This is a genomic window from Corynebacterium hindlerae (assembly GCF_014117265.1).
In the GTDB taxonomy this organism is placed as follows: domain Bacteria; phylum Actinomycetota; class Actinomycetes; order Mycobacteriales; family Mycobacteriaceae; genus Corynebacterium; species Corynebacterium hindlerae.
Genome location: NZ_CP059833.1, coordinates 1,817,484 through 1,840,154 on the forward strand (window position 1 = coordinate 1,817,484; position 22,671 = coordinate 1,840,154).

Here is a 22,671-nt window from a genome sequence, read left to right on the forward strand (position 1 = left end):
CAACCGCACTGACCGATCCTGCAGGCTCGTGAGGTATCTCCCGATGGGGCATGCCAACCGGGAAACAGGCCGATCAGCTCTATTGCGTCAACGGCTAGCCCAGCCGACTGCCAACACAACAGTGCCCGGCTAGAGACACACCGCCCGGACACACATTGTGTTACTTAACCCTGTAAAACCCGGGAAGCGTTCCCCGGGTTTCGGTGATTTTTTAGGCTTCACACCTGCTATTTCACTGTTTTGGGCCCAAGATCCGGGAAATGCTTCCCGGGTTTTAGTAAAAAACTTCAGGGGCCGTGGCCAAAGACCCAGAAGTGAAGCAGCAACGCCGACTGGACACACATGTTGCTACTTAACCCGTAGTTGTCTGGTTAAAAAGCTACTGCTTGTACCGCTGGAGGAATGCGCCGAAGCGTTTGATGGCGTCGGTAAGCTCCGCGGTGTGTGGCAGCGTCACCACGCGGAAGTGGTCCGGCTTGTCCCAGTTGAAGCCCGTGCCGTGCACCATGAGGATCTTCTCCTGGCGGAGCAGGTCGAGCATCATGCGGGCGTCGTCGTGGATCGGATACATGTCCAAATCAATGCGTGGGAAGGCGTACAGGGCGCCCATCGGTTTCACACAGGAGACACCAGGGATCTCATTGAGGGCCTCGTAGGTGGCGTTGCGCTGGCGCAGCAGCCGGCCGCCTTCGCCGGTAAGGCCGTAGATGGATTGCCGTCCGCCCAGCGCCACCTGGATAGCGTGCTGAGCTGGCACGTTCGGGCACAGGCGAGTGCCGGCGAGCAGTTCCAGTCCTTCGATGAAGCCTTCGGCATTGTGCTTTGGCCCGGTCAGGATCATCCAGCCCGCGCGGTAACCAGCAACGCGGTAGGCCTTAGAGAGGCCATTGAACGTGATGCACAGCAGGTCCGGGCAGAGCGAAGCGATGCAGATGTGTTCGGCATCGTCGTAGAGGATGCGGTCGTAGATCTCATCGGCCAGAATGAGAAGCTCATGCTCACGAGCAATATCGACGATCTGCTGCAGCACCTCGCGTGAGTACACCGCGCCGGTCGGGTTATTCGGGTTGATCACCACGATGGCCTTGGTCTTGTCGGTGACCTTGGCCTTAATGTCCTCGATGGAAGGATTCCAGTCATCCTCTTCATCGCAGAGGTAGTGGACTGCCTTGCCACCAGCCAGGGAGGTAGCGGCGGTCCACAGCGGATAGTCCGGGGCGGGGATGAGGACCTCATCGCCGTCGTTAAGCAGCGCCTGCGTGACCATGGAGATCAGCTCGGACACGCCGTTGCCGAGGAAGACGTCGTCAATGTCGAACTCCGGGAAGCCCTCGGTGAGCTCGTAGCGAGTCACAATTGCGCGTCGCGCCGGGACAATACCCTTGGAGGTGGAGTAACCCTGGGAGGTAGGCAGCGCGGCGATCATGTCCTGCAGGATGACGTCGGGCGCGTCGAACCCGAAGATCGCCGGGTTGCCCGTGTTCAGCTTCAGGATGCGGTTTCCCTCGTTCTCCAGGCGTTCCGCCTCCGCAGAAACAGGCCCGCGGATCTCGTACAAAACTCCCTTGAGTTTTTCGGATTGATCGAAGATACGTGGTGGTTTCTGGGTATTCACCCGTACTATCATGCCACTGTATGGCCCCTAAAATAAAGTACCCGCCGTTTGACCTGCAGCTTTCCGACGCCGTCCTGCACCTCCACGTTGTCACCGATAGCGATTTAGCTCACATGTGTGCGGTGACGGAGGAAGACGTCTTTGAACCTGGCTGCCCATGGGTATTTCCCTGGATTCAGGCAGACGATCGGGCGCTGTCCACTGCCCAATTCCAATGGGGGCTGCGAGCGACTAACAAACCGGAAGATTGGAAGTTGTCTTTCGCCGCCTACCTGGATGGCGAATTCATCGGGTCGATAGACATGCGGGCTGAGCAGTTCCAAAAGAGGCGATGCATTGAAACCGGTTCGTACCTGCTGCGCCGTTTTCAAGGCCAAGGCTTGGGGAAGCGGATGCGCGCCATTGTCGCTGCGTACGCGTTTGATTACCTCGGTGCGCGGGAGATGCGCACCGCGTGGCACGAACTGAACAAGGCGTCAGGTGGGGTGAGTAAGGCACTGGGATATGAGGTTGTAGGGCACACAGCATTCGGTGAGGACGACCGCCCGGAGGTACACGCCCGCCTGGTTCCTGAGAATTTTATTGGGTGCCCGAATCTTAACGTTGCTGGCCACACCCCCGAACTGATGTCCTTCCTGGACGCGCACCCCACCCCATAGTGCTCCTGGGGGGCTGGACTCTGCAGACCGAGTGAGTAAGGTGTCTGGTTGGTCAGGATGAACATCGGGTGGAAAGACTAACGGATGAACAAGCGGATTCAGCAGATACCAGGAATCGACGGGCTCCGAGGGCTTGCTGTTATTTCAGTGCTGCTTTACCACTTTTTTGCCTTCGCCGTCCCCGGTGGTTTCTTGGGTGTCGACATCTTCTTCGTCCTCTCTGGTTTCCTCATTACCTCCCTGCTGGTACGGGAAGTAGCTGCAACGGGGCGAGTCGATTTGGCTCACTTTTGGGTGCGTCGCGCGCGTCGTATCCTCCCAGCGGCCGTGTTTGTGTTGGTGGTTTGCACCGCGCTCGCGGGCCTGGTTGGCGGGGATCCCGCGGTGGGGATCGGTACCCAGTTCACCTCCACGCTGTTTTTCGTGAACAACTGGGCCCAGATTGCGGGCTCACAGAGTTACTTCGCCCAATCCGGGGTGCAGCTGTTCGCGCACTACTGGTCGCTAGCGGTAGAGGAACAGTTCTATGTGTTGTGGCCACTGGTCGTGGCCGGAGTCTGCATGCTGGTGCGCAAACGTTGGGCGATGGTTCTCGCGGCGCTGTCCCTTGCTCTCGGGGCGGGCTCCTTCGCGCTCATGCTGTGGCAGTACAACCCGGACGCAGACCCAACCCGCGTCTACTACGGCACCGATACCCACGCGTTCGGCCTGCTCACCGGAGCGCTGCTGGCGTTCCTCATTACCTCACGAACCCAGGAGAAGAGCTTCCCGGCGCCCCGCTGGGTGGACTATGTGGCAGCAGCACTAGGAATCCCGGCGCTCGGGGTGCTCGGATACTTGATCATCACACTGCCTGCCACCGCCCCGGAGACCTACCGCGGTGGGTTGGTCGCGGCGTCGTTAAGCACGGCCATCGTGCTGTTTTCCGTCATCCGCGAGACCGGCCCCGTGTCGTGGCTGTTCCGCATGCGCTGGCTGCGTTGGTTCGGCGACCGCTCCTTCAGCATGTACCTGTGGCACTGGCCGATTTTGGTGCTGGTGCGGGAGCAGCTTATCGACGTCGCGCCGGGCAACCGGGTGCTCCCCGGTGTGCTGGCGGCTGCGCTGTCCATCCCGCTGGCGATGTGGTCGTACACCTACATTGAGAATCCGTTCCGTCGACTGGGTTACGCGGGTGTGATCAAGCAGGCCGCAGGACAGTTCGCCGGAGCCCGTACCGGTGCGCTCGTGCAGCATGTTGGAGCCATGGCCGTAGCCAGCCTCGCGGTGATTGCTATCGCAACCGCCCCGAAGCAAAGTGCGCTGGAAACTGACCTTATGGCCCTCGCGGCGCACCCACAGCAGGCAGCGGAAAAAGCGGCAGCCGTGCCCCCACCTGCTGAGGTACGCGAATTTCCGGAGGGGACATCAATCACTGCGATCGGTGACTCCGTGATGCTCGCCTCACTGCTTCCGCTGCAAGAGAAATTCCCCGGCATCTACGTCGATGCCGCTGTGTCCCGGCACTACACCGCCGGAATCCCGCTGCTGGAGCAGATGGCTGCGGAAGATACGCTGGATCCCTTTGTGGTGCTCGGATTTGGCACCAACGGCTCCAGCTTCCCTGGACAGATTGATCAGATGATGCAGGTCATCGGCCCGGACCGTACCGTGGTCATGGTAATGCCGTACGGTGACCGCGCCTGGATGCCGGCAGCGCAACAAGAAATCCGTGACGCTACAGCTCGCTACCCCAACGTGTACCTCGCGGATTGGAACGGCGCAGTGATGGGCGACCCGAGCCTGTTGCGTGAAGACTACATTCACCCTTCCGAGGCCGGCGGGCAGGCCTACGCGGAGGCAGTTGCCGCCGCGATCACTGAGTGGGTGAAGGGCTAGTCAGCTAGTGGCTTGCTTGTGAGCTGGTGGAGAGCAAAGCCCGCGTACATGTCCGCCAGCTCATCGGCGGTGTATTCGCCGTCGTCGTTGAACCACTGTGCGACCCCGATGCCCATGTCGATGAGGGCCCAGCAGGTGATCTTCACATCGGCCGCTGTAAAAACGCCCTTATCGACGCCCTCGGAGACAATACTGATCCACCGACCGACGTAGTCCCGTCGCAGCTGCAAAACAATGCTGCGGGCGGGCTCTTCCAGATTGCTGAGCTGGGAATTAGTCACCCGGACTCGCCGGGCCTGCGTGGCGTGGAAGCGGACGTGGTTGCGGACGGTGGCGGTGAGTTGTTCGATCGGATCTGTCAGCCCAGCGATCGCCCTGGCATGGGTGCGTAGCATTTCTTCCATTGCGCTGGTGGCGATCTCTTGGAGGATCTCTTGCTTGGACGAGCAGTGGTTGTACAAGCTGGAGGCCCGCATTCCCACCACCTCAGCGATGTGTTCCATGCCGGTGGCGTGATAGCCGCGGGCGTCGAAAAGTTGCAGGGCCGCGGTGATGATTTGTTCGCGGCGCTGTTGGTTAGCCACGGTTCCCCCTTCTCTTGACAGCTTTTGCGATCCCGGTCACAATAATGTGCTAATGGCCATTCGTTAGTGGAGGTGCAATGTCCCACAATATATTTAAGTCTACAACCGATTTCCTGGGCGTTTTCGATGACGTTTCCGAAACGGACGCTGCAGCGTGGGCCCGCGCCGCATCGTTGAAGGAGGAAGTTCACGAGATTATCAATGATGCCTGGGAACGTGCCGAATACCCTACCCACCTCGCGAAGCGCCTGGGGGACCTGGACCTTCTCACCGATGGGCTGAACATCCCTGGACACGAGCACCTCTCCCCGCTGGCGGCAGGCCTGGTTCAAATGGAAATCACCCGCATCGACGCCTCCCTCGGCACCGTCATCGCCGTGCAGCCCGGCTTGGCGATGCGCGCGATCGACATACTGGGCAGCGGTGAGCACAAGGACGAATGGTTAGACGCTTTGGCCCGTGGTGAAAAACTCGCTGCCTTCGGTCTCACCGAACCAGAGCATGGCTCCGACTCCATCGCCCTGGAAACCACCGCTGTCCGCGATGGGGACTTCTACGTCCTCAACGGCGAAAAGAAATGGATCGGAAATGGCTCCGTCGGTGACGTCACGGTGATTTTCGCACGCACCGAAGATGGCAACGTTTCGGCCTTCCTCGTGCCACAAGATACCCCGGGTTACTCTGCGCAGACCCAGGTGGGCAAGGTGTCGCTGCGGGCCATCAAGCAGGCCCACATCGTGCTGGAAAACTGTCGCGTTCCCCTGTCAGCGAAAATGCCGGGATGCGGCTCCTTCAAAGATGTCGCCCGCGTCCTCACCGCCACCCGTGTTGGCGTGTCCTGGATGGCACTCGGCTCCGCCATCGCCTGCTACGAACAGGCCCGCGACTACGCGCTGGAGCGCAAACAGTTCGGTCGCGAACTTGCCAATGCGCAAATCATCCAGCAACGCCTCACCAACATGCTCATGGACATTAGCCAGATGATGCTCATGTGTCGCCGCGTCACCGACGCCCTGGCCAACGGAACCATGCGCCCCGAGCAGGCCTCTATGGCTAAGGTGCACAACACGCGCGCCGCACGCCGCGTGGCTGCCGACGCTCGCGACATGCTCGGTGGGGTCGGTATCCTGCTCGAAAACCACATCATCCGCCACATGGTGGACATCGAGGCGATGCACACTTACGAGGGCACCGACACCGTGCAGTCGCTGATCATCGGCAAGAAGATCACCGGAATGTCGGCCTATAAGTAGCGGGCTGCTTTTGCTTGCCGACGCCGCGTCCCTGGCTCTCAGCGGGCACGGCTCTACAATTCGCCGAGGTCCTCGGCAAGCTCGAAGATGCCTTTCTTCCAGCCGAAGCCGAGCTTGAGGCCGGTATCGATATCGGCGGGAGAGTTGGCGATCTCGGAGCAATGGGTGCGGCAGTACTCCAGCATGGTGTGAAATAGCTCGCGTGCGAAGTTGCCCGATGGGGTATCGCTGGCCATGAGTTCCCGCGGGTCGTCGGCGGGAAGCGTGGGGGTTTGGCGCGGGCGGTAGGTGAAGTCGGTGTCGATGGTTTCTTCGCGGCCGCGGTAGAAGCCCCCAGGGCCAGTGCTCCCTATGAGACCGCGTTCTACCAGGCCCGCGATGAAAGCGTCGCCGCGCAGCGGGTACTGGGAATAGCCGTCATCCGCGGGGAGGGAGTCCTCGAGGCTGCCCCAAATTGGGTCGACGAGTTGCAGGCCGATGTAGTCGAGGAGCCCAAAAATTCCGGTTCGTGGGATGCCGAAGGGGCGCCCGAAGGTGGCGTCGGCAAGCTCGTAGCTGAGGCCATGTTTGCGGGCGAGGTGCACGCCCGCAGCGAGCCAGAAGCAGCCGACTCGGTTGGCGATGAAACCGGGGGTGTCACGGCAGGTCAGGGCGGTTTTCCCGAGCTGGTCGGTGATCGCCTGCTCGAGGGTTGCGTGCGTCTCTGGATGAGGGGCGACGAGTTCCACCAACTGCATGATGTGGGGCGGGTTGAAGAAGTGGGTGATGGCGAAGCGGTCGGGATCCTTAACTCCCCGCACCAGCTCGGACAGTGGCAGCGTGGACGTGTTGGAGCTCAAGTAGGCGCCATCTTTGAGTTCTAGTTGGCGGTAAAGGTCATGCTTGGCCTGTAGGTCCTCGAAGATCGCCTCCACTACCCAGTCGCATTCCTTGACCAGATCGAGGTCGGTTGCGGTACTTGCTGGGGTGACGTTCTCCGCAAGCTCTGGGGAGGGAAAACCGCCACGCTGCAGCTGCAGATCGATCCCGCGTTGGGCGCCGTCCCGATCCAGATCGAACAGATACACTTTCATTCCCGAGCTGGCCATGAGTGCGGCGATGCCCGCCCCCATCGATCCCGCACCAATCACAGCTGCAGTTGAAATTGGCATAGCACTCTCCCTTGGCGAATGGTCATTAGTCTGACACGTAGCCTACGTCATAGTCAAGGGTTGTGCAATGAAAACTGGCCGGAAGAGCCGCTAAACCTAGTCGACGCTCGGTCGCGCCCCACCTGGCGGGATCGCTCCAGGAGGCTGCGCCGTAGGAGGCTGCGGAGCTGGCGGCTTCACGACGGGCGGTGCTGCCATCGGTGGTTTAGCAGCGGGTGGTTTGGCGGCCGGGGGAACAGCCACAGGTGGTTTGGCAACCGGAGGCTTTGCCACAGGTGGCGTCGCTACTGGGGGCGCAGCCACGGGAGGCTGTGCCACAGGAGGCTTTGCCACAGGTGGTGCCGCCACGGGAGGCTGTGCCGCAGGAGGCTGCGCGGCAGGGGGTTTTGCAGTCGGGGGCTGTGCTGCTGGGGGAGCAGCTACGGGAGGCTGTGCCACAGGTGGTGCTGCTACCGGAGCTTTGGTAACCGGAGGAGCAGCCACAGGAGGAGCAGCCACAGGTGGCTTTGCCGCAGGCGACGCAGTTACCGGAGGAGTCACTGACTTAGGTTCAGGAGTTTCAGCGACGCTCGCGGGTGGCTCGGCAGGGGATTCCGCAGGGTCTGGTGCAGGCTTTTGCGGTGTGATTTCGATGCGCTTTGGTGCCTCCAGGAACTGTGGTTCGCGGAATTCTGGGAGGTTCCCGTCGGTGAGGACGGCGTCGCGAAGCATAACTGCTACGTCCGTGACTTTGGCAGGGGTGCCGAGCGCCTTCGTGCCGCCGTCGAGCATGGTGTTGCAGAACGGGCAGCCGGTGATGATTTCCTCGGACGCAGCGAGGGCTTCGGTGGCGCGATTTTCGTTGATACGGGTGCCGAGCTTTTCTTCCATGAACATCCGCGCGCCACCTGCACCACAACAGAAGCTGGTGTCGCGGCTGCGAGGCATTTCTACCAGTGGACCAGCTGCCGTGATCAGTTCGCGTGGCGGGTCGTACACCTTGTTGTGCCGGCCGAGGAAGCATGGATCGTGGTAGGTGACCGGCTTGCGGTTTTCGGGGCCACGCGGGATAGGTGTGAGCAGGCCCTCACGCACCAGCCGGTTGAGGAGCTGGGTGTGGTGGATGACATCGTAGTGGCCATCGAAGTCCGGGTATTCCTTGCGCAGCGTGTTAAAACAGTGCGCACACGAGGTGATGATCTTGCGCTGGCCGGCCGGGTAGGTGGCGAAGGCATCGTCCAGTACCTCCACGTTGGTGGCGGCGAGCATCTGGAACAGGAACTCGTTGCCAGCACGACGCGCCGGGTCACCAGTACACGATTCCCCCTCGATGACCGCGAACTTCACGCCCGCCACATTGAGCAACTCTGCGATAGCGCGGGACGTCTTTCGGCCGTTGTCATCGAACGCACCAGCGCAACCCACCCACAGCAAGTACTCGAAATCCGTGCCGTCAGACACCACCGGCACCGGAATACCATCGCGGTTCGCCTCCTCCACCCAGGACATCCGCTCTGCGGAGTTTCGACCCCACGGGTTTCCCTTGACCTCCAGGTTCTTAAACATTCCCGTGAGCTCCGACGGGAAGTCGGACTCGGCCAGCACCTGGAAACGACGCAGGTTAGCAATGTGGTCAATGTGCTCAATATCTACCGGGCACTGCTCCACGCAGGCGCCACAGTTAGTGCAGCTCCACAGCGCATCTGGATCCACAGCTGTACCCACCAGCTTCAGCACGTCAACTTCTTGGTGCGGAATCGCATCACGAATGCCCGTGAGCAACAACTTCGGAGACAGTGGTTTTTCGGTGTGCCATGCGGGGCACTGTTCCTGGCAACGGCCGCAGTCCGTACACGCGGAGACATCGAGCAGCATCTTCCAGGGTGCGTCGGCAAGCGTACCGATGCCAAGCTTATCGACGTCCGGATCCGCATTCTCAAGCGTTAAATGCTTATCCCCGGAGAGCAACGGTGGTAATGCCCCGAGCGACTTTTTGCCAGGCGTGCGCGTAAAGAACAGCGTGAAGAAGGCGAGGAAGCGGTGCCAGGCCACGCCCCAGCGCAGCTGGCGACCCACCACGAACAGCCACACCATGCCGGAAAGCAACTTGATCAGCGCAAACACCGAAACCAGCAGGGGAGAGGCTGGCAATGGGATCAGACGCGAGACAAAGTCAGCCCACACGGAGCCGTCACGGAACGTAGCAATCTGCGAGGCCTTGACCAACAGCATGCCCAGCCCCTCAATGAGGACCACAGCCTCGACAAAGTGGGCGGCGCGGGCGTTAGAGCCGTAAAACCTATCGAAGCGGTTATCGGAACCGGCTCGCAACCGAACCCCAATGAGGAACAGGATTCCCAGGACTGTTCCTAGGCCGAGGATTTCCTCAACGAAGTGGTAGATCTCCCAATCACAGAAGCCACCGGCCGGAGAGAAGGTTTGTACGTAGGCCTCAAACCAGAACACCGACCCGATGATGAAGCCAAACATCACGAACCAGTGCGCGAGGGCAACGAATGGCTTCCGGGCCATTCCTTCATGGAGGACAACCTTGCGCAGCACCGTCCACACGCGCTTACCGATGTTGGATGCACGATCGGTTGTTGGTTGGCCCGCAGCGATGAGACGGTAAAGGCGCCACGCCCCGCTCAGGAAGTAAACCCAAGCAGGCAGTGACGCCACTACTCCGAAAATGCCAAGCGCGATGCTGGTTGAGGTCATATGGGGCGGATCCTCTAGTTAGATTTCGACAAGGGATGCTCTACCAACCATAGGCCTAAACTACCGCGCGGCTAAATTACATATCCTTCTGCTGAGACTGGACTCCCAGTTGACGCAACGCACGTGCCGTAGCCAAGAACAGACCAAGGCCACCCAGCAAGGACATCAAACCGATACCGATCACGAAACCAGCCAGCCAGCCGCCCGATGTCAGCCCGCCCGTCTGGGCAGAGTTCGTCACCTGAGGGTTCTGAGAATTCTGGTTAGGAGCCGCGGGAACAGGAGTTGACTTCTTCGAAGGCACCCGCTTCGGCGCTACAGTCTGCTTGGTGGGCGCCGCAGAATTCTTCTTCGCCTTGGAATCAGACTTCGCTGCTGGCTTCGAACCGCCACCAGAAGCGGGGGCCTTAGTTCCGCCGCCAGTGCCGCCACCAGCCGAAGCAGGGGCCTTAGAACCACCTGTCTGGGCCTTAGCAGGGGCCGGGCTGTTGTCGCTGTTACCCGTCTTAGCAGCAGGAGCAGCCGCGGCTGGTGCGGTTTTAGCCGTGGTGGAATCCTTAGAGTTCTTATCGGGGTTCATCAGGTGAGACGCCAACTTCAGGCCAACCGCCCCAAGGCCAAGAGCCAAGCCGATGTTTTCCGCGGCCCCGTTACCTTGGGACTTACCGCCTTCGCTAGGAGGCGTTGGGGAGCCAGGGGCTGGGGCTGCTGAAGTGGGATCCGTGGATGGATCCGTTTCATCCGTGCCTGACTCACCCGTGCCTGGCTTATCCGAATTCTGCTCACACGTCGGGGTGGTATCCCGCTCAGGTTGCTCCGAGAGGTTGAGAGTCTTGGGGTCGATGCCCATCGTTTCTGCAGCGTCGTACAGGGCAGAATCGCCAACCATGTAGTAGGCCACGATTTCCGTGTACAGCTTGCCTCCCTGTGCGAGCTCGCCTTCGAAGGAGTAGACCACGCGGTACGCACCTGGCTGGGTGAAGAAGAAGCCCATGTGGTCATGTGCCGTCTTCGGGTAGTGAACCCTTAAGGAAAGATCCTCAGAGTCGAGTGCAATGGTGGTTGAGCTCAAGGAATCATGCGTTGCAATCATTCGCCCAGGACCCTCGACCTTGTCGAGGCCAAGGCGAAGCCCGTCAGCAGTGACGGAGTTGTAGTCGAAGTTCTCCGTAGAAAAACCTGGCCACGGCAGTTCGAAGTCTTGTTGCTGTGGCAGCACCCAGGCCGCGCACACCCCAAGCTGGGTGGCGATAGCCGACGGGAGCTGGTGCAGCGCGCGATTCGGGACAGCGTAGACGAACTGGGTGGATCGGTGATCGCCATCCACGTCACTGTGCATCTTGGCTTCGGCCTCACGGCCAGCGCCGAACAGACCCATGTCCTGGTGGCCATGCGTGATGATTTTCTTCGGGTTGGAACGCCACAGCAGTTTCTGGACCTGGTCCTTGCTCTGGACGTACACCTCACGTTCGGCTTCACCGGGAGTTGGTGGTGCCGTGGGGTCAGCAGCCTTGCTCAACTCATCACGGATCACCTCAGCGGACCTCTTGATGGGGGCCAGGTTCTTCGTGGTGCCTTCTGGAAGTCCCACCTCTTCATCGGAGCCCACGAGCCACCGGGTGGTCACCTTCGGACCAGTTTCCGTGCTGCCGTCGGTCTTCTTGCCGCTGACCTGCCAGGTGAGGTCGTAGATTCCTGGTTTGCTAAAGGTCCAGCTGTAGTGGCCGTGAGAGCCCACCTGCAGATCAAAATTCATCATCTTGTCTTTGGTGGAGAAGATTCGCTTAGGCTTTTGCACGGACCGGTTGTAGAAGAACAACTCGACGTCGCCTGGGCCTTCTACTTCAGCGAGCGTCATGTTGACCTTGTTGCCCTCAAAGTCCGTGGGCACCTCTAGCTCGTGGTGCTTATCGAAGGCGCCTGCGCCGGCCCACAGCGGGCGCCACGCATCAGTGAAGTCCACTTCCTGTGGAGCCACCCACAGGATGTCCCCTGGCTCGCCGAGGAAGCTGAGGTTGGGGTCGTCGTAAGGCACGACGAGGCGCGAGACCTCATCGCCTTTCTTGTTGGCGTCCGGGGCAAGGCGCATGCAGAGTTCGTCGGCAGGTACTGGCACCTGACCATCCACGATCATGGTCGTGAGTTCACCGTTGTAGTGAGTGGCGTAGATAGCGTCGAAGTGGGCTTGGTACGCGAGCTTGCGCCCGGCACACGGGTGCAGCTCGTTTGTCCCCGCCATCTTCGTATCAGCCGGAAGATTAACACCGAAGCCCCTGTTACCCGGCTTAAATTCGGTTGCCTGAGCAGTAGGAACGAGCGTGGAGAAAGCGAGTAGGCTCGCTGCAACAAAGCTTAAGGTCTTTTTCATGCGGGAATTCCTTTGTTGAAGGTGCGAAGGACGCCATTTTTGGGGGACAGCAACCAACACAGGAAGAAAATGACAGTACAAGTAAGAACAATGGTCGCGCCGGTAGGAAGGTTTGCGGCCCAGGAAAGATAAATACCCAGGAAGCTGCCGATGCCACCGATAGCGGCGGAAAGCAACATCATCACGCCGAGGCGGTCTGTGAGCAACCTTGCCGACGCCGCAGGCGTAATCAGCAACGCGAGAACCAAAATGTTGCCGATTGTGCGGACAGAGATCACCACCGCAGCTGTCACCATCACATACATCACGATGTCCAGCGCAAAAACCGGCAGGCCTTGGGCTCGGGCGGACTCCCGATCCAGGCTCACGGCGACGAGCTCCTTGTTGAAGGCCAGCAGCACAGTGATGACCACCGCACCAACAATGAACACCAAAATGATGTCCGAATCAGGCACACCGTTGATCGACCCGAACAAGAAACTAGTAAGTGAGGCGGTATAGCCGTCTATTCGGGAAATAATCACCAAACCGAGGGCAAAGGCTGCGGCATAGAAAATACCGATCAGTGTATCTTCCTTCACGCGTCGACGCTGTGAGAACACAGCGACCAGCAGGGCCACCACCGTGCCGGCTACCGCCCCACCAATTAGCACAGAACCCTGCAGCGCAAAGGCGATGGCGATGCCGGGGAAGACAGCGTGCGCGACAGCGTCACCGATGAAGGCCATCCCACGCAACACCACGTGCGTACCGACGACGGCACACACCAAGGAACTAAGCACCGAGATCAGCAGCGCCTTGGGGAGAAAAGCGAGAGCCGGGTTAGTCAGGTCAGACAGGAACTGAGTGAAAGAGATCATGCGACACCTACAATCCGCAGGAGCGGAGAAGCGGCGGTGATGCCGAACGCTTCCATCCACACGTTTTGATCCTGCAGTTCGTCGGGAGAGCCAGAGGCAATGACTTTCCCATTCAGGAGCACCACTCGGCTACACACCTCCATAGCTTCGGGCAGGTTATGCGTCGACATCACAATCGCGACGCCTTCCTCCGCGAGCTCGTTGAACAACTCCAGCAGCAGTTCCGCGCTAGGCATATCGAGGCCGGTGAACGGTTCGTCGAGAAGCAAAATGTCCGGGTCCGAGGCGAGGGCGCGGGCGACCAAGACGCGCTGGCGCTGGCCACCGGAAAGCTCCCCGATCGGGCGGTCTGCCAGTTCCTGCAGGCGGACACGGCCCAACGCGCGGTCAACTGCCTTGTAGTCATCGACGCGGGGACGACGCAGCCAACCGATCGAACGGGCGCGCCCAGTCATCACAGTGTCATGAATGCTGATGGGGAAATCCCACGCAAACTCATGCCGCTGAGGAACGTATCCAATTCGGTCACGGGCCTTAGCCACCCGCTCACCAGAGATGAGAATGTCACCGGAGGCCATGGGCAACAGCCCAAGAATCGAGCGGAACAGCGTCGTTTTGCCGGCACCGTTGGGGCCAATGAGGCCGACGAACTCGCCAGGGGCGATCTCCAGATCTACGCCCCGCAGTACCTCGCGGCCGGCGAGGTTTACGCACAGATTCGATACTACAAGTGGGGTCACTTCTTGCTCTCCCCGGACACAGCGGCGTTACGACGCCCTGCAGCAGATCGCTTCATCAACAGGGCACCCAAGATGAGAACAACAGTGACTACGAGCAGCCCGATACCAACCCACAGCACGGTGTTAGAGCCTTGGGATGAGGAGGCAGAGTCTGCGGTTGTCTCCTCCACGAGCATTTCACCTTCCCAGGTTGCAGCGGCAGCTTCTTCCACCGAAGTATCGCCAACAGCAAACTTCAGGATCTTCGTGTCACGCATCTCGGTTCCGTCAACCTGCTGGACCACGAGTTCCAATGCCACCTGGTGAACACCGGGCTCGGTAAATACCCAGTTGGCGTGGGTGTGTGTATTGATTTCGGCCCACATGGACTGCTGGGTATCGGACGCGGAGGTAAACAGCTGCTGTGGCTTAGCAAAACCACCGGCCTGCAAGAACAGCGTGTATTGGCCGGGGCCTTGGTGGCCGAGGTAGTTCATGGTGACACCGCGGTCAGCGAGCTCCACGACGCTGGGGTGCTGGGTGTTCCAACCCAGCCAGACTACGCCGGGAACTTCTGTCTGCGGAACGACCCACACGTCTTCACCGCCACTAGCACCAGTGAAGTCAAACTCATCTCCCTCGGGCAACGTTGTCAGCGCGTTATCTCCCACTGGGAAAACAACATCCTCGATGTGTCGCCACACAGGCTGCTCCTGGGAATCATCGCGGACGAGGAACTCCAGCTGCCCGTCGATGATCATAGGGCCGAGATCGGCGTGACCTGCATCGATAACCGCAGGGGTGCCGAGAGGCTCGATGACCTCTTGATCTGTGACGGTTTGCTGGAGAGCCGGATCTTGCATGGGGGCCTGAGCCCATGCTGGGGTGGCCGTGACTAGTGCGATAGTTGCAAGTAATGCGGAAAGTCGTTTTTTCATTTGTTGTCCCAAAATGTTAAGCGGTAAGGCATCGGTGTAGCGAGTCTGCGTTGTAGCGCATCATCGCGGTATAACTGTGAATCTCTTCATCGAAGGAATCGCCGTATATGCGGCAAACCTGGATATTGAGGCGGTGAGCCGTCTCGGTCAGGGTGCCGGACCTACGGGCTAGATTCGGTTCCAAGAAAACTGCTGGCACCTGTAGGTTTTCCAACGTGTGCGTGAGGGCAATCAGGTCGCGGGTACTGGCTTCCACACTGGGGTTCGGTGTGACAAACCCTGCGATGCTGATGCCGTAAGCGTCACCGAGGTAGTGGTACCCATCGTGAGTGGTGACCAAGTGGCGACGAGCCTCGGGGATCGCGTTAATCGATTCCCGCATGTACTCATCCACCTCAGCTAGCTCGGCCAAGTATTGGTCGGTGTTACGCTCGTAATCCCGGGCGCCAGCCGGATCCACCGCGATGAGGTGATCGCGAATGAGCTTGACGTAAGCGATGGCGTTGGCCACGTTATGCCACAGGTGCGGGTCGAGCTCGCCATGGACGTGCTTGCCCAAAACTGCCTGCGGAAGCAGGAAGGTTTCTGTCCCTGGTTTTCCTAGGAAGCGGAATTCCGGGGTTCCCGGAATCTGCTGAAGCGTCGTATTTGGCACTGCGATAACGACGTCACCGGTAGCGTGGTCGCCTGAGTCACCGACGATGCTGATACCGCCCGTGTCCACGTTGACGGCGATATCTTCATGCCCCTGGTTGAGGACTTTCTTTCCAGTAGCTTGCGGATTCACGCCCACTGCAAAGGTGACGGTGGCCTCACCGAGGCTCTCTTTGCCATCTAATGTGGCTTGCAGATCAAGCTCATAGATGCCCGGCTTAGTGAAAGACCAGCTCATGTGAGTATGGGCATCCACGGGGAGCGTGGTGTAGTCATTGCCGAAGCCGTCGGCAGAGTTAAAGAAGATTTCCGGGGTACCGAACGTAGACGTGACAAAACCTGTCATATCTCCGGGCCCACGGACCGCTAGCGCGTTGAGCTTCACCTCGGATGCGCGGGTAGCGCCCTTGTCTTTCCCGGTACCGTTGACGCGAAGTCCCAGCCAGATGGAGTCAAGCGTGATGTCTTCGACCAGCGGGATGACTTTTCCGCCGTAGCGGGCAGCTTCCTCTGCCAAGGTAACCACCGGGACACCAGGGCGCACCGATTCATCCACGGTCCTAATCAAACTCTGCGGCTCGAGCAGCATGTAGTTGGTGAAAGCAACGTCGGCGTTGGCGACGTTGCGCACGTCGCGCAGCGTTGGTTCGTGGGTGTGTGGATCAGCGCCGGGTGGCATGAGAGCCGTTACCCGGGCGCGGTCCCCAGCAACATGGCTGGCGAGATCATACAGAATCGGGGTGGTCACCACCACGTCCGTAATCCCGTCATCGCGCTGGGGGACGGCCTGCGACGAACACGCAGTTAGAGCACAGGCGGCTAGGGCCGCTACCAATTTCTGTTTCACGTTAGAACCAACGGAAGTAACGACCAGTAAAGACGAAGCCAGCACCAAGGGTGAGGACACCCAGCGCCAAAATCGCGATTGGGAGTGTCATGACCGTAAGGCCGGTGTTCGGGAGGGACTTCCCATTAACTGCGCCACCGGCTTGGCCACCACCACAGTTGCTGGAGGTCTTGATCTCTGAACCGAAGTCGAAGTGACCTTCCGTCGCAGAGCCGGCTTCATTTCCGACTTCAAACGTCAACGTTCCAGCGCCAGACGTGGTGCTGCCATCATTGAGCTGTACGGTCTGCGTCAGTTCCACGTGGTACGTACCAGGTGCTGAGAAAACCCAGTTCGGGTGCACGTGGCTGTTGCGCGGCACGACGATCTGCCCACTGCCCTGCCCGTTTTCGGCGCGGAACCATTCTTCACCGACCACATTGCCCAGGTTGCCTTGTGTGAAGACAAACATGTTTCCTGGACCCGAGAAGCTCGTGAGTGACCACGTAACGTCCCCGGAAGCGTGCTCGAGCAGCGAAGGGTTCATCGTGTTTACACCAAGCCATGGCACGTTCGGCTCTTGCGTCGCACCGATCATGTAGGCCTCACCGGCCGGAACCGGTCCGAGAGAATCGGGCAGGTTCTTCTTCGCAGCGGCACCGAGGTTGAACGTTTCGCTGTCGGGGCGCTTCCACACTGCTGGCGACTGACGGTCATCCTTCAGCAGCGGGATCAGCTTCAGGCATTCCTTCGGCGTAGCAGCAGTTTCATTGTTTGCTGAGGCACCGCTTTTCGAGGTCTTCTCTGCTGGAGCCCGCCCGGAATCGGTGGTGACATCGCTGACCGTGGCATTCGTTCCATAGTTGGTTGCTGCAGCCGGGGTGGCGTCGCCACCGCTGCCCACAATCCACTTGTAAGTAGCGCTATTGGAAGTGGTGGTGCCATCTGCGATAGCTTGCACAGTCATCTCGTAGGTGCCAGGCTCTGTAAACGCCCAGTTAGCGTGGGTGTGACCAGGCTGTGCCTGGGTAACCACGCTGCCACTACTAAGCTCATAGGATCCGTTGGTGGTCATGGCACTGAGGGAGCCAAGGTTCTGGTTGAAAAGGTAGACAGAGCCCGGCCCAGAGATCGAGGTGAATTTCAGATCAACTGAAGTGAATCCACCATCGCGCACACCGTTGGTGTCCCAACCTGGCCACAGCAAGTTTGGATCTTGGGTTTGTGGCAGGAAGTAGGTTTGTTTACCAATTTCGGGCACGGACTCGGTAGCGCTGCTTAGCGCAGAATCTTTCACACCCAGAACCACGTCTTCTGGTGCGTGTCGTACGTTGTGGCCGGTGACGTCTTCTTTGAGGTCGAGGAGGAGCGAGCCACCCTCTGCCGTCACGTGAAAGGCATCCACATGGCCCTCGTCGAGGGTGAGGCTTTGCGCTCGGGCCGGGGGAGTGGTGAAGATGCTAATGCTGAAGCACAGCGCAACGCTTGCTAATAGCGCGAGTATGGAGCGGATCCAGTGAGTCCGTGGCAGTGGCATCCGAGGCCTTTCATTTCAGTTTTCTAAAAACTACTTTCGTTAAGCTACGCGGATTAAAAATCGCTGTCAATATTGACCCCTTAGCGATTTTCAACAAAAGTTAACTATTGAAAACGAGAAGTCTTCTCCTGCAGATTTTGACCTAGGGTGATTGTTTTGTGGTGAAAAGCAAAAACCGCTCACCGAGCTTTTGGGGATACTCGGTGAGCGGTCTGTTAGACAATAAGAAGTGACTTCTACTCTTCCTCTACGTTGACTGCCAGGTTGTCAGACTTCTCTCTTGTCTTGGAGGAGTGGCGGCCGAGCTTGCTGAATCGCTCATGAATTGCTTCAAAAGCATCTTCGGCAGAGTTGGTGTTGCCAGCTGAACGAGCTGTCTCAATTTTAATGTCATCCACGGTGAGCTCCCCGGATCGCAGTGAGACCAGATCGGCGTGGTAACGCAGCCACACCGCAATGGAAGCTGCAATAGGGACGGCCAAGAATGCGCCGACGATTCCGAACAGGCTTGAACCCACAGTCACGGACAGCAGAACGATGGCTGGGTGCAGGTTCATGGCCCTGGACTGCAGGATTGGGGACAGAACGTTGCCCTCCAGCTGCTGCACCAAGATGACCAGCGCGAGAACGATAATCGCGGTGGTGAGCCCATTGGAGACCAAAGCAACCAGCACTGCCAAAGCGCCAGCAGCGACCGCACCCACGATCGGGATGAAACCGGCGAAGAACGTGAGTACCGCGAGGACGAAGGCAAGGGGAACCCCGAGTACTACCAGGCCGAGCCCGATGATGACGGCGTCGATAAGCGACACTGCCGCCTGCGCGCGGATGTAACCCGCAAGCGTATTCCATGTACGCATCAGCACCTCGGTCAGGTGCCACCCCGCATTGGAGCCAGTGGTGCGACGCACCCACAGCAGGAAGCGATCGCCGTCTTTCAGGAAGAAGAAGGTGAGGACCAACATGACACCGAGGGTGACCAGCACGGACGAGGCGGTTGATACGCCTTGTGCAACGCCTGATGCGATGCCGGACGCCTGTTCCTGCACCTTCACCATGATGTCATTCAGGAACCCCGTTACCTGGTCAATCTTGAGGTTGAACGGTGGGCCTTGCACCCAGCTTTCCAACTTCACCAGGCCTTCGGAGGCGCGGTCCACCAGCTCTTTAGACTGGTTGGCAATGCTTGGGGCCATAGCCGTGAATGTTCCGACAATCACGCCGATGCTCAAGAGCAAAACGGTGCTCACTGCGAGGCCGGACGGCCACTTCTTGCTGCGCAGCCACTTCACCGGTGGCCACAAAACCGTGGAAACTAAAATGGCAAGCAAAATAGGAAGCAAACCTGTCCAGACCTGACCCAGGCCCTTCCAAAGGATGAAACCGGCAAGCGCAAGAATAATAAAACGCAGCGCCCAGCCAGCTAGCCAGCGGCCATCCTGCCCGAGGATCGAAGATCGATCAACCAGCTCGCCTTTAACAACCTTATTGGTAGGGCCCTCAGTGGCTGACTCAATGACGTCGAGCGGATCTAACGCGCGATCAGGTGAGGTTTCCGTCCCGGTTGTGTTGTCAGCACTCATGAATAACTCCCAAATTTCTTGGTCTGGCGAACTGTGCAGCAACGAGTCTAATCGATGAATCCGCTGTGATTTTAGTCAAACCTTTGATAGGCGAATGCTGGGTGATGCAGCTCAAGGCAGTGGATTGCTGACGTGACCGCATTGGAGGGGTGGTGTGCGGGGGTAACCTATTATTGATTTGACAGCTAATCTTAATTAGCCTCACAAAAAGAATGTGATTAAGGGATTCCAATAGGTCAAAAATCCCGCTTTTTGACAAACTAAGAGAGAGACCGCATGAACCTTCGCAAGCGCACCTTCGCGGCCCTGTTCGTCGCCTCGCTGGCCTTTTCCGCGACACCCGTCGTGATCGCCCAGGAGACGGAAGTAAATACCCCAGCAGCCATCCCGGCCATCCCTGAGAAGGTGACGCTGAAGATTCACAAGCTTAAAGGGCTGGAATCCAGGAACCCTTCGAATGGCCTTCCACTGGAACAGAACCCAGACGGTACCGAAGCTGTCAATGGTGTGAAATTCACCGTATCTAAAGTCAAAGACATTGACCTCAAGACCGATGAGGGCTGGAAGAAGGTGAAAGACCAGACCCCGGAGAGTGTCAAGGGCAACGTAGAAAATCCTCAGACGATAACGACTGAAGATGGCGTAGCCACCGCCAAGGATCTCGCCCCTGGCCTCTACCTGGTGGAAGAAGAGGCAAACCCGAAGGACAACCAGGGCAATGCGCTGGTGAAGTCTGCGCCATTCCTCATCACCCTGCCGTTGACTCACCCCACCGAGCGCACGCGCTGGCTGGACGAGGTGCACGTGTACCCGAAGAACCAGGCGACCGAAAAGCCAGTGAAGAAGATCGCGTCTGACAAGCCGGTAAACGTTGGGGACACCATCACCTACACCATCGAATCAAAGATTCCGACCTTGCCTGAGGGCAAGTCCCTGACCGGCTACAACGTGCTCGATCGTCTGCCGAAGGAGCTCGCCGATGGCAAGGTAGCCAAGGTTGAGTTGGATGGGGAAGACTTCACCTACTACAACGTGGAGACCAAGGGGAACGCCCTGATGGTGAAGGTCTTTGAAGATACCGTTGCCGCGTTTTCCGAGTTGGCGGGTAAGACTTTAAAAGTCACGATCGAAGCAACGGTGAAAGAGGCTCCGCAAGGGACCCTCGATAATGAATCCTTCGTACTGCCGAATGATCCTGGCACCGATTACGACATTGAGAACGGCCCGGTGCCGACCCCTTCCAACAAAGTGAAGTCCATGTTTGGCAAGGTGAATGTGGTTAAGCAGGGCGAGGATGAGAACACGAAGCTGAAGGACGCAACTTTCCAACTGCACCGCTGCGACGACAAAAACAAAGCTGTGGCGGGCCCAATCAAGGTCGACGGCAAGACGGACTTTGTGACCGGTGAAGAAGGAACGGTATCCATTTCTGGCATTCACCTCGGAAACGTCCAGCCGAATGAAGAAGGCACTGACACCTACACTGATGTGTGGGCAAATAGCGGAAAGAATTTCTGCTTGGTGGAAACCAAGGCTCCGGAAGGGTACGAACTGCTGGCTGAGCCGGTAAAGATTGAACTGACGGCTGACGGCAACACACAGCAGCTGGTGACGGCAGATTCCACAATCAAGAACGTTAAGCACAACGGTGGCTTCAACCTGCCGATGACTGGTGGGATCGGTACTTGGGTGAGCATTATCGCCGGTTTGCTGGGATTAGCGGCTGCAGCGTTCTACTTCTTTGCACCCCGCCGCAACAAGAACTAGATGGGAAAGCATCAACTAGTCACTGAGCAGCGCCCCGCACGGCCTCGACACCGTGCGCTCGTGGCGCTGCTCATTGCGCTTGTTTCCCTAGCTGTCATGGTGTACCCAGTCGCCGTGACGTACTACAACAACACTCGTCAGGCGAAGGTTGCCGAAGAAAATCGTGCTGCGCAGCAGGCGATAAATCCTGCTGAGCGAAAAATGTGGCTGGAATCGGCGAGAGAATACAACGAGACTGAAACCAACCAACCCATCCTTGACCCGTGGCTCGCTCGCGTTTCTAAGGACAATGCGCCGTACCGCAACTATCTTGATGAGCTTGCGGCAAGTGACATCATGGCGACGTTGACCATCCCCAGCATCAAAAGTGAACTTCCGATCTATCACGGCACTGATACAGAAACGCTGGAGCGGGGCATTGGACACCTGTATGGGTCGGCGCTGCCGGTCGGCGGTGAAGGTGCCCATTCAGTGCTCACGGGACACACCGGTCTGACTTCAGCCACGTTGTTCGACAAGCTCGACAAGGTTGCGGTGGGAGATGCGTTCTTCATCGACGTGATGGGGGAAACCCTCAAATACGAGGTGGAGAGCATAGAAATTGTGTTGCCGGAAGAGACTGAAAGTCTCGTAGCTCAACCCGGTCGAGACCTAGTAACCCTCATTACCTGTACCCCGTACGCTGTGAATACGCACCGATTGCTCGTGCACGGCCAGCGCGTCCCATATGACCCCGTCAAGGATGCCGACTATGCCGGGAAAATCGCGGTGTGGCAGACCTGGATGTGGGTGGTGGTTGCCATCGTGGTGCTGGCACTGGCTGTTATTACCTTCCTCATTCTTCGTGGACGTACCCAAAGGAGGCAAGATGCGTAGAGGTGTTGCTGCCTTGATGGTCACCGTGGCCCTCATATCCACCCCGACGATGACCGCCACTGCGGTAGAACTCTTTCCCGCAACCGCCCGGGCCTCGCTCGCGGATATCGCCACCGGCAACATTCACGTCGTGCTCACACCGGGGAACCCTTACGACGACAAACCATCCCGCCCGATCGCTGGGGTCCCGGTGGGAATTAAAAAACTCGATTTCGACCTGAACAGCCCTGACGACATCGCCCTTCTGGAACAAGCAACGATGGCTGAGCTCGTCGAAAAGGCAGCTAACTTACCTTTCTTCCTCATCGAAAACACCGACCACAACGGAGAGGTCACCTTCCGCGACCTGAGCGCCGGTATCTATTTGGTCGCCTCGCCGCTTACCGACGCCGACTTCCACCCACTCGTTGTCTCCGTTCCTGCTTGGGACAAGGAAACCAAGACGTGGCGCGCCACCGCGGAAGCTCGTCCAAAGCCACGTCCGAAATCCCCCGAGTCCGCCCCTTACCTTCCGCCGAGGATTACCACAGTTGATCCGCCGCAGTCCGTGCCATCCCATCCGGCTACTGAAGAGCAGCATCGGAATAAAGGGCTCGGTCGTTTGGCCCAAACAGGTGCCAACGTGCTCGGGATAGCAGGAATCGCTCTAGCGCTCCTGGCGCTGGGTGTCATGATAGTGCGACGAAACAAAAGGAATTAAGCA

Annotated in this window: 17 protein-coding genes; 6 read left to right on the forward strand and 11 right to left on the reverse strand. The window is 58.8% G+C overall.

Annotated elements, in window-relative coordinates:
• Positions 1-379 precede the first annotated feature (379 nt).
• Complete coding sequence (locus HW450_RS08875) at positions 380-1,615, reverse strand: pyridoxal phosphate-dependent aminotransferase (RefSeq protein ID WP_232843224.1); 1,236 nt, start codon at positions 1,613-1,615, stop codon at positions 380-382.
• 20 nt (positions 1,616-1,635) lie between these two features.
• Here HW450_RS08875 and HW450_RS08880 point away from each other — a divergent pair, with 20 nt between their 5' ends.
• Together HW450_RS08880 and HW450_RS08885 are read left to right on the forward strand one after the other, a co-directional pair.
• Positions 1,636-2,274: a GNAT family N-acetyltransferase gene (locus tag HW450_RS08880; protein WP_182385285.1), complete on the forward strand. Its 639-nt coding sequence runs from the start codon at positions 1,636-1,638 to the stop codon at positions 2,272-2,274.
• A gap of 84 nt (positions 2,275-2,358) precedes the next feature.
• A complete protein-coding gene (locus HW450_RS08885; protein ID WP_182385286.1) occupies positions 2,359-4,152 on the forward strand; it encodes an acyltransferase family protein in 1,794 nt (597 codons plus the stop codon).
• Here HW450_RS08885 and HW450_RS08890 read toward each other — a convergent pair.
• Positions 4,149-4,736, reverse strand: coding sequence for a TetR/AcrR family transcriptional regulator (locus HW450_RS08890; RefSeq protein ID WP_182385287.1), 588 nt, complete (start codon positions 4,734-4,736; stop codon positions 4,149-4,151). The two genes, HW450_RS08885 and HW450_RS08890, sit on opposite strands and share 4 nt — an antisense overlap.
• 77 nt (positions 4,737-4,813) lie before the next feature.
• On the opposite strand from HW450_RS08890, the gene HW450_RS08895 reads away from it, so the two are divergent.
• Entirely contained in the window at positions 4,814-5,989 is a 1,176-nt protein-coding gene (locus HW450_RS08895) for an acyl-CoA dehydrogenase family protein (RefSeq protein ID WP_182385288.1), read from the forward strand.
• A gap of 53 nt (positions 5,990-6,042) precedes the next feature.
• Here the strand turns inward: HW450_RS08895 and HW450_RS08900 are convergent, their stop codons facing one another.
• From HW450_RS08900 to HW450_RS08940, 9 genes are all read right to left on the reverse strand, one after another.
• Positions 6,043-7,140, reverse strand: coding sequence for a 3-hydroxyacyl-CoA dehydrogenase family protein (locus HW450_RS08900; RefSeq protein ID WP_182385289.1), 1,098 nt, complete (start codon positions 7,138-7,140; stop codon positions 6,043-6,045).
• 96 nt (positions 7,141-7,236) lie between these two features.
• Complete coding sequence (locus HW450_RS08905; protein ID WP_182385290.1) at positions 7,237-9,840, reverse strand: (Fe-S)-binding protein; 2,604 nt, start codon at positions 9,838-9,840, stop codon at positions 7,237-7,239.
• Positions 9,841-9,916: 76 nt separating this feature from the next.
• A complete protein-coding gene (locus HW450_RS08910; RefSeq protein ID WP_182385291.1) occupies positions 9,917-12,208 on the reverse strand; it encodes a choice-of-anchor M domain-containing protein in 2,292 nt (763 codons plus the stop codon).
• Complete coding sequence (locus tag HW450_RS08915) at positions 12,205-13,068, reverse strand: anchored repeat-type ABC transporter permease subunit (RefSeq protein ID WP_182385292.1); 864 nt, start codon at positions 13,066-13,068, stop codon at positions 12,205-12,207. Before HW450_RS08915 ends, HW450_RS08910 begins: the two co-directional genes overlap by 4 nt.
• Positions 13,065-13,808 (reverse strand): anchored repeat-type ABC transporter ATP-binding subunit, encoded by a 744-nt coding sequence (locus tag HW450_RS08920; RefSeq protein WP_182385293.1) that lies wholly within the window; start codon positions 13,806-13,808, stop codon positions 13,065-13,067. Before HW450_RS08920 ends, HW450_RS08915 begins: the two co-directional genes overlap by 4 nt.
• Complete coding sequence (locus HW450_RS08925; protein ID WP_182385294.1) at positions 13,805-14,725, reverse strand: choice-of-anchor M domain-containing protein; 921 nt, start codon at positions 14,723-14,725, stop codon at positions 13,805-13,807. Before HW450_RS08925 ends, HW450_RS08920 begins: the two co-directional genes overlap by 4 nt.
• Before the next feature lie 16 nt (positions 14,726-14,741).
• Complete coding sequence (locus HW450_RS08930; RefSeq protein WP_232843225.1) at positions 14,742-16,226, reverse strand: anchored repeat ABC transporter, substrate-binding protein; 1,485 nt, start codon at positions 16,224-16,226, stop codon at positions 14,742-14,744.
• A gap of 1 nt (position 16,227) precedes the next feature.
• Positions 16,228-17,742, reverse strand: a complete 1,515-nt coding sequence (locus HW450_RS08935) for a choice-of-anchor M domain-containing protein (protein ID WP_182385295.1) — start codon at positions 17,740-17,742, stop codon at positions 16,228-16,230.
• 236 nt (positions 17,743-17,978) lie between these two features.
• Positions 17,979-19,325 carry an AI-2E family transporter gene (locus HW450_RS08940; RefSeq protein WP_182385296.1) on the reverse strand — a complete coding sequence of 449 codons (1,347 nt, stop codon included), beginning with the start codon at positions 19,323-19,325 and terminating at the stop codon, positions 17,979-17,981.
• A 276-nt stretch (positions 19,326-19,601) separates the two neighbouring features.
• Between HW450_RS08940 and HW450_RS08945 the strand changes: the two genes are divergently transcribed.
• From HW450_RS08945 to HW450_RS08955, 3 genes are read left to right on the forward strand one after another with little or no spacing between them, the layout of a single operon-like run.
• Positions 19,602-21,092: a SpaH/EbpB family LPXTG-anchored major pilin gene (locus tag HW450_RS08945; RefSeq protein WP_182385297.1), complete on the forward strand. Its 1,491-nt coding sequence runs from the start codon at positions 19,602-19,604 to the stop codon at positions 21,090-21,092.
• Positions 21,093-21,968 (forward strand): class C sortase, encoded by an 876-nt coding sequence (locus tag HW450_RS08950; protein ID WP_182385298.1) that lies wholly within the window; start codon positions 21,093-21,095, stop codon positions 21,966-21,968.
• Positions 21,961-22,668, forward strand: coding sequence for an LPXTG cell wall anchor domain-containing protein (locus HW450_RS08955; RefSeq protein ID WP_182385299.1), 708 nt, complete (start codon positions 21,961-21,963; stop codon positions 22,666-22,668). The genes HW450_RS08950 and HW450_RS08955 overlap by 8 nt, the downstream gene beginning before the upstream one ends.
• The last annotated feature ends 3 nt before the right edge of the window (positions 22,669-22,671 follow it).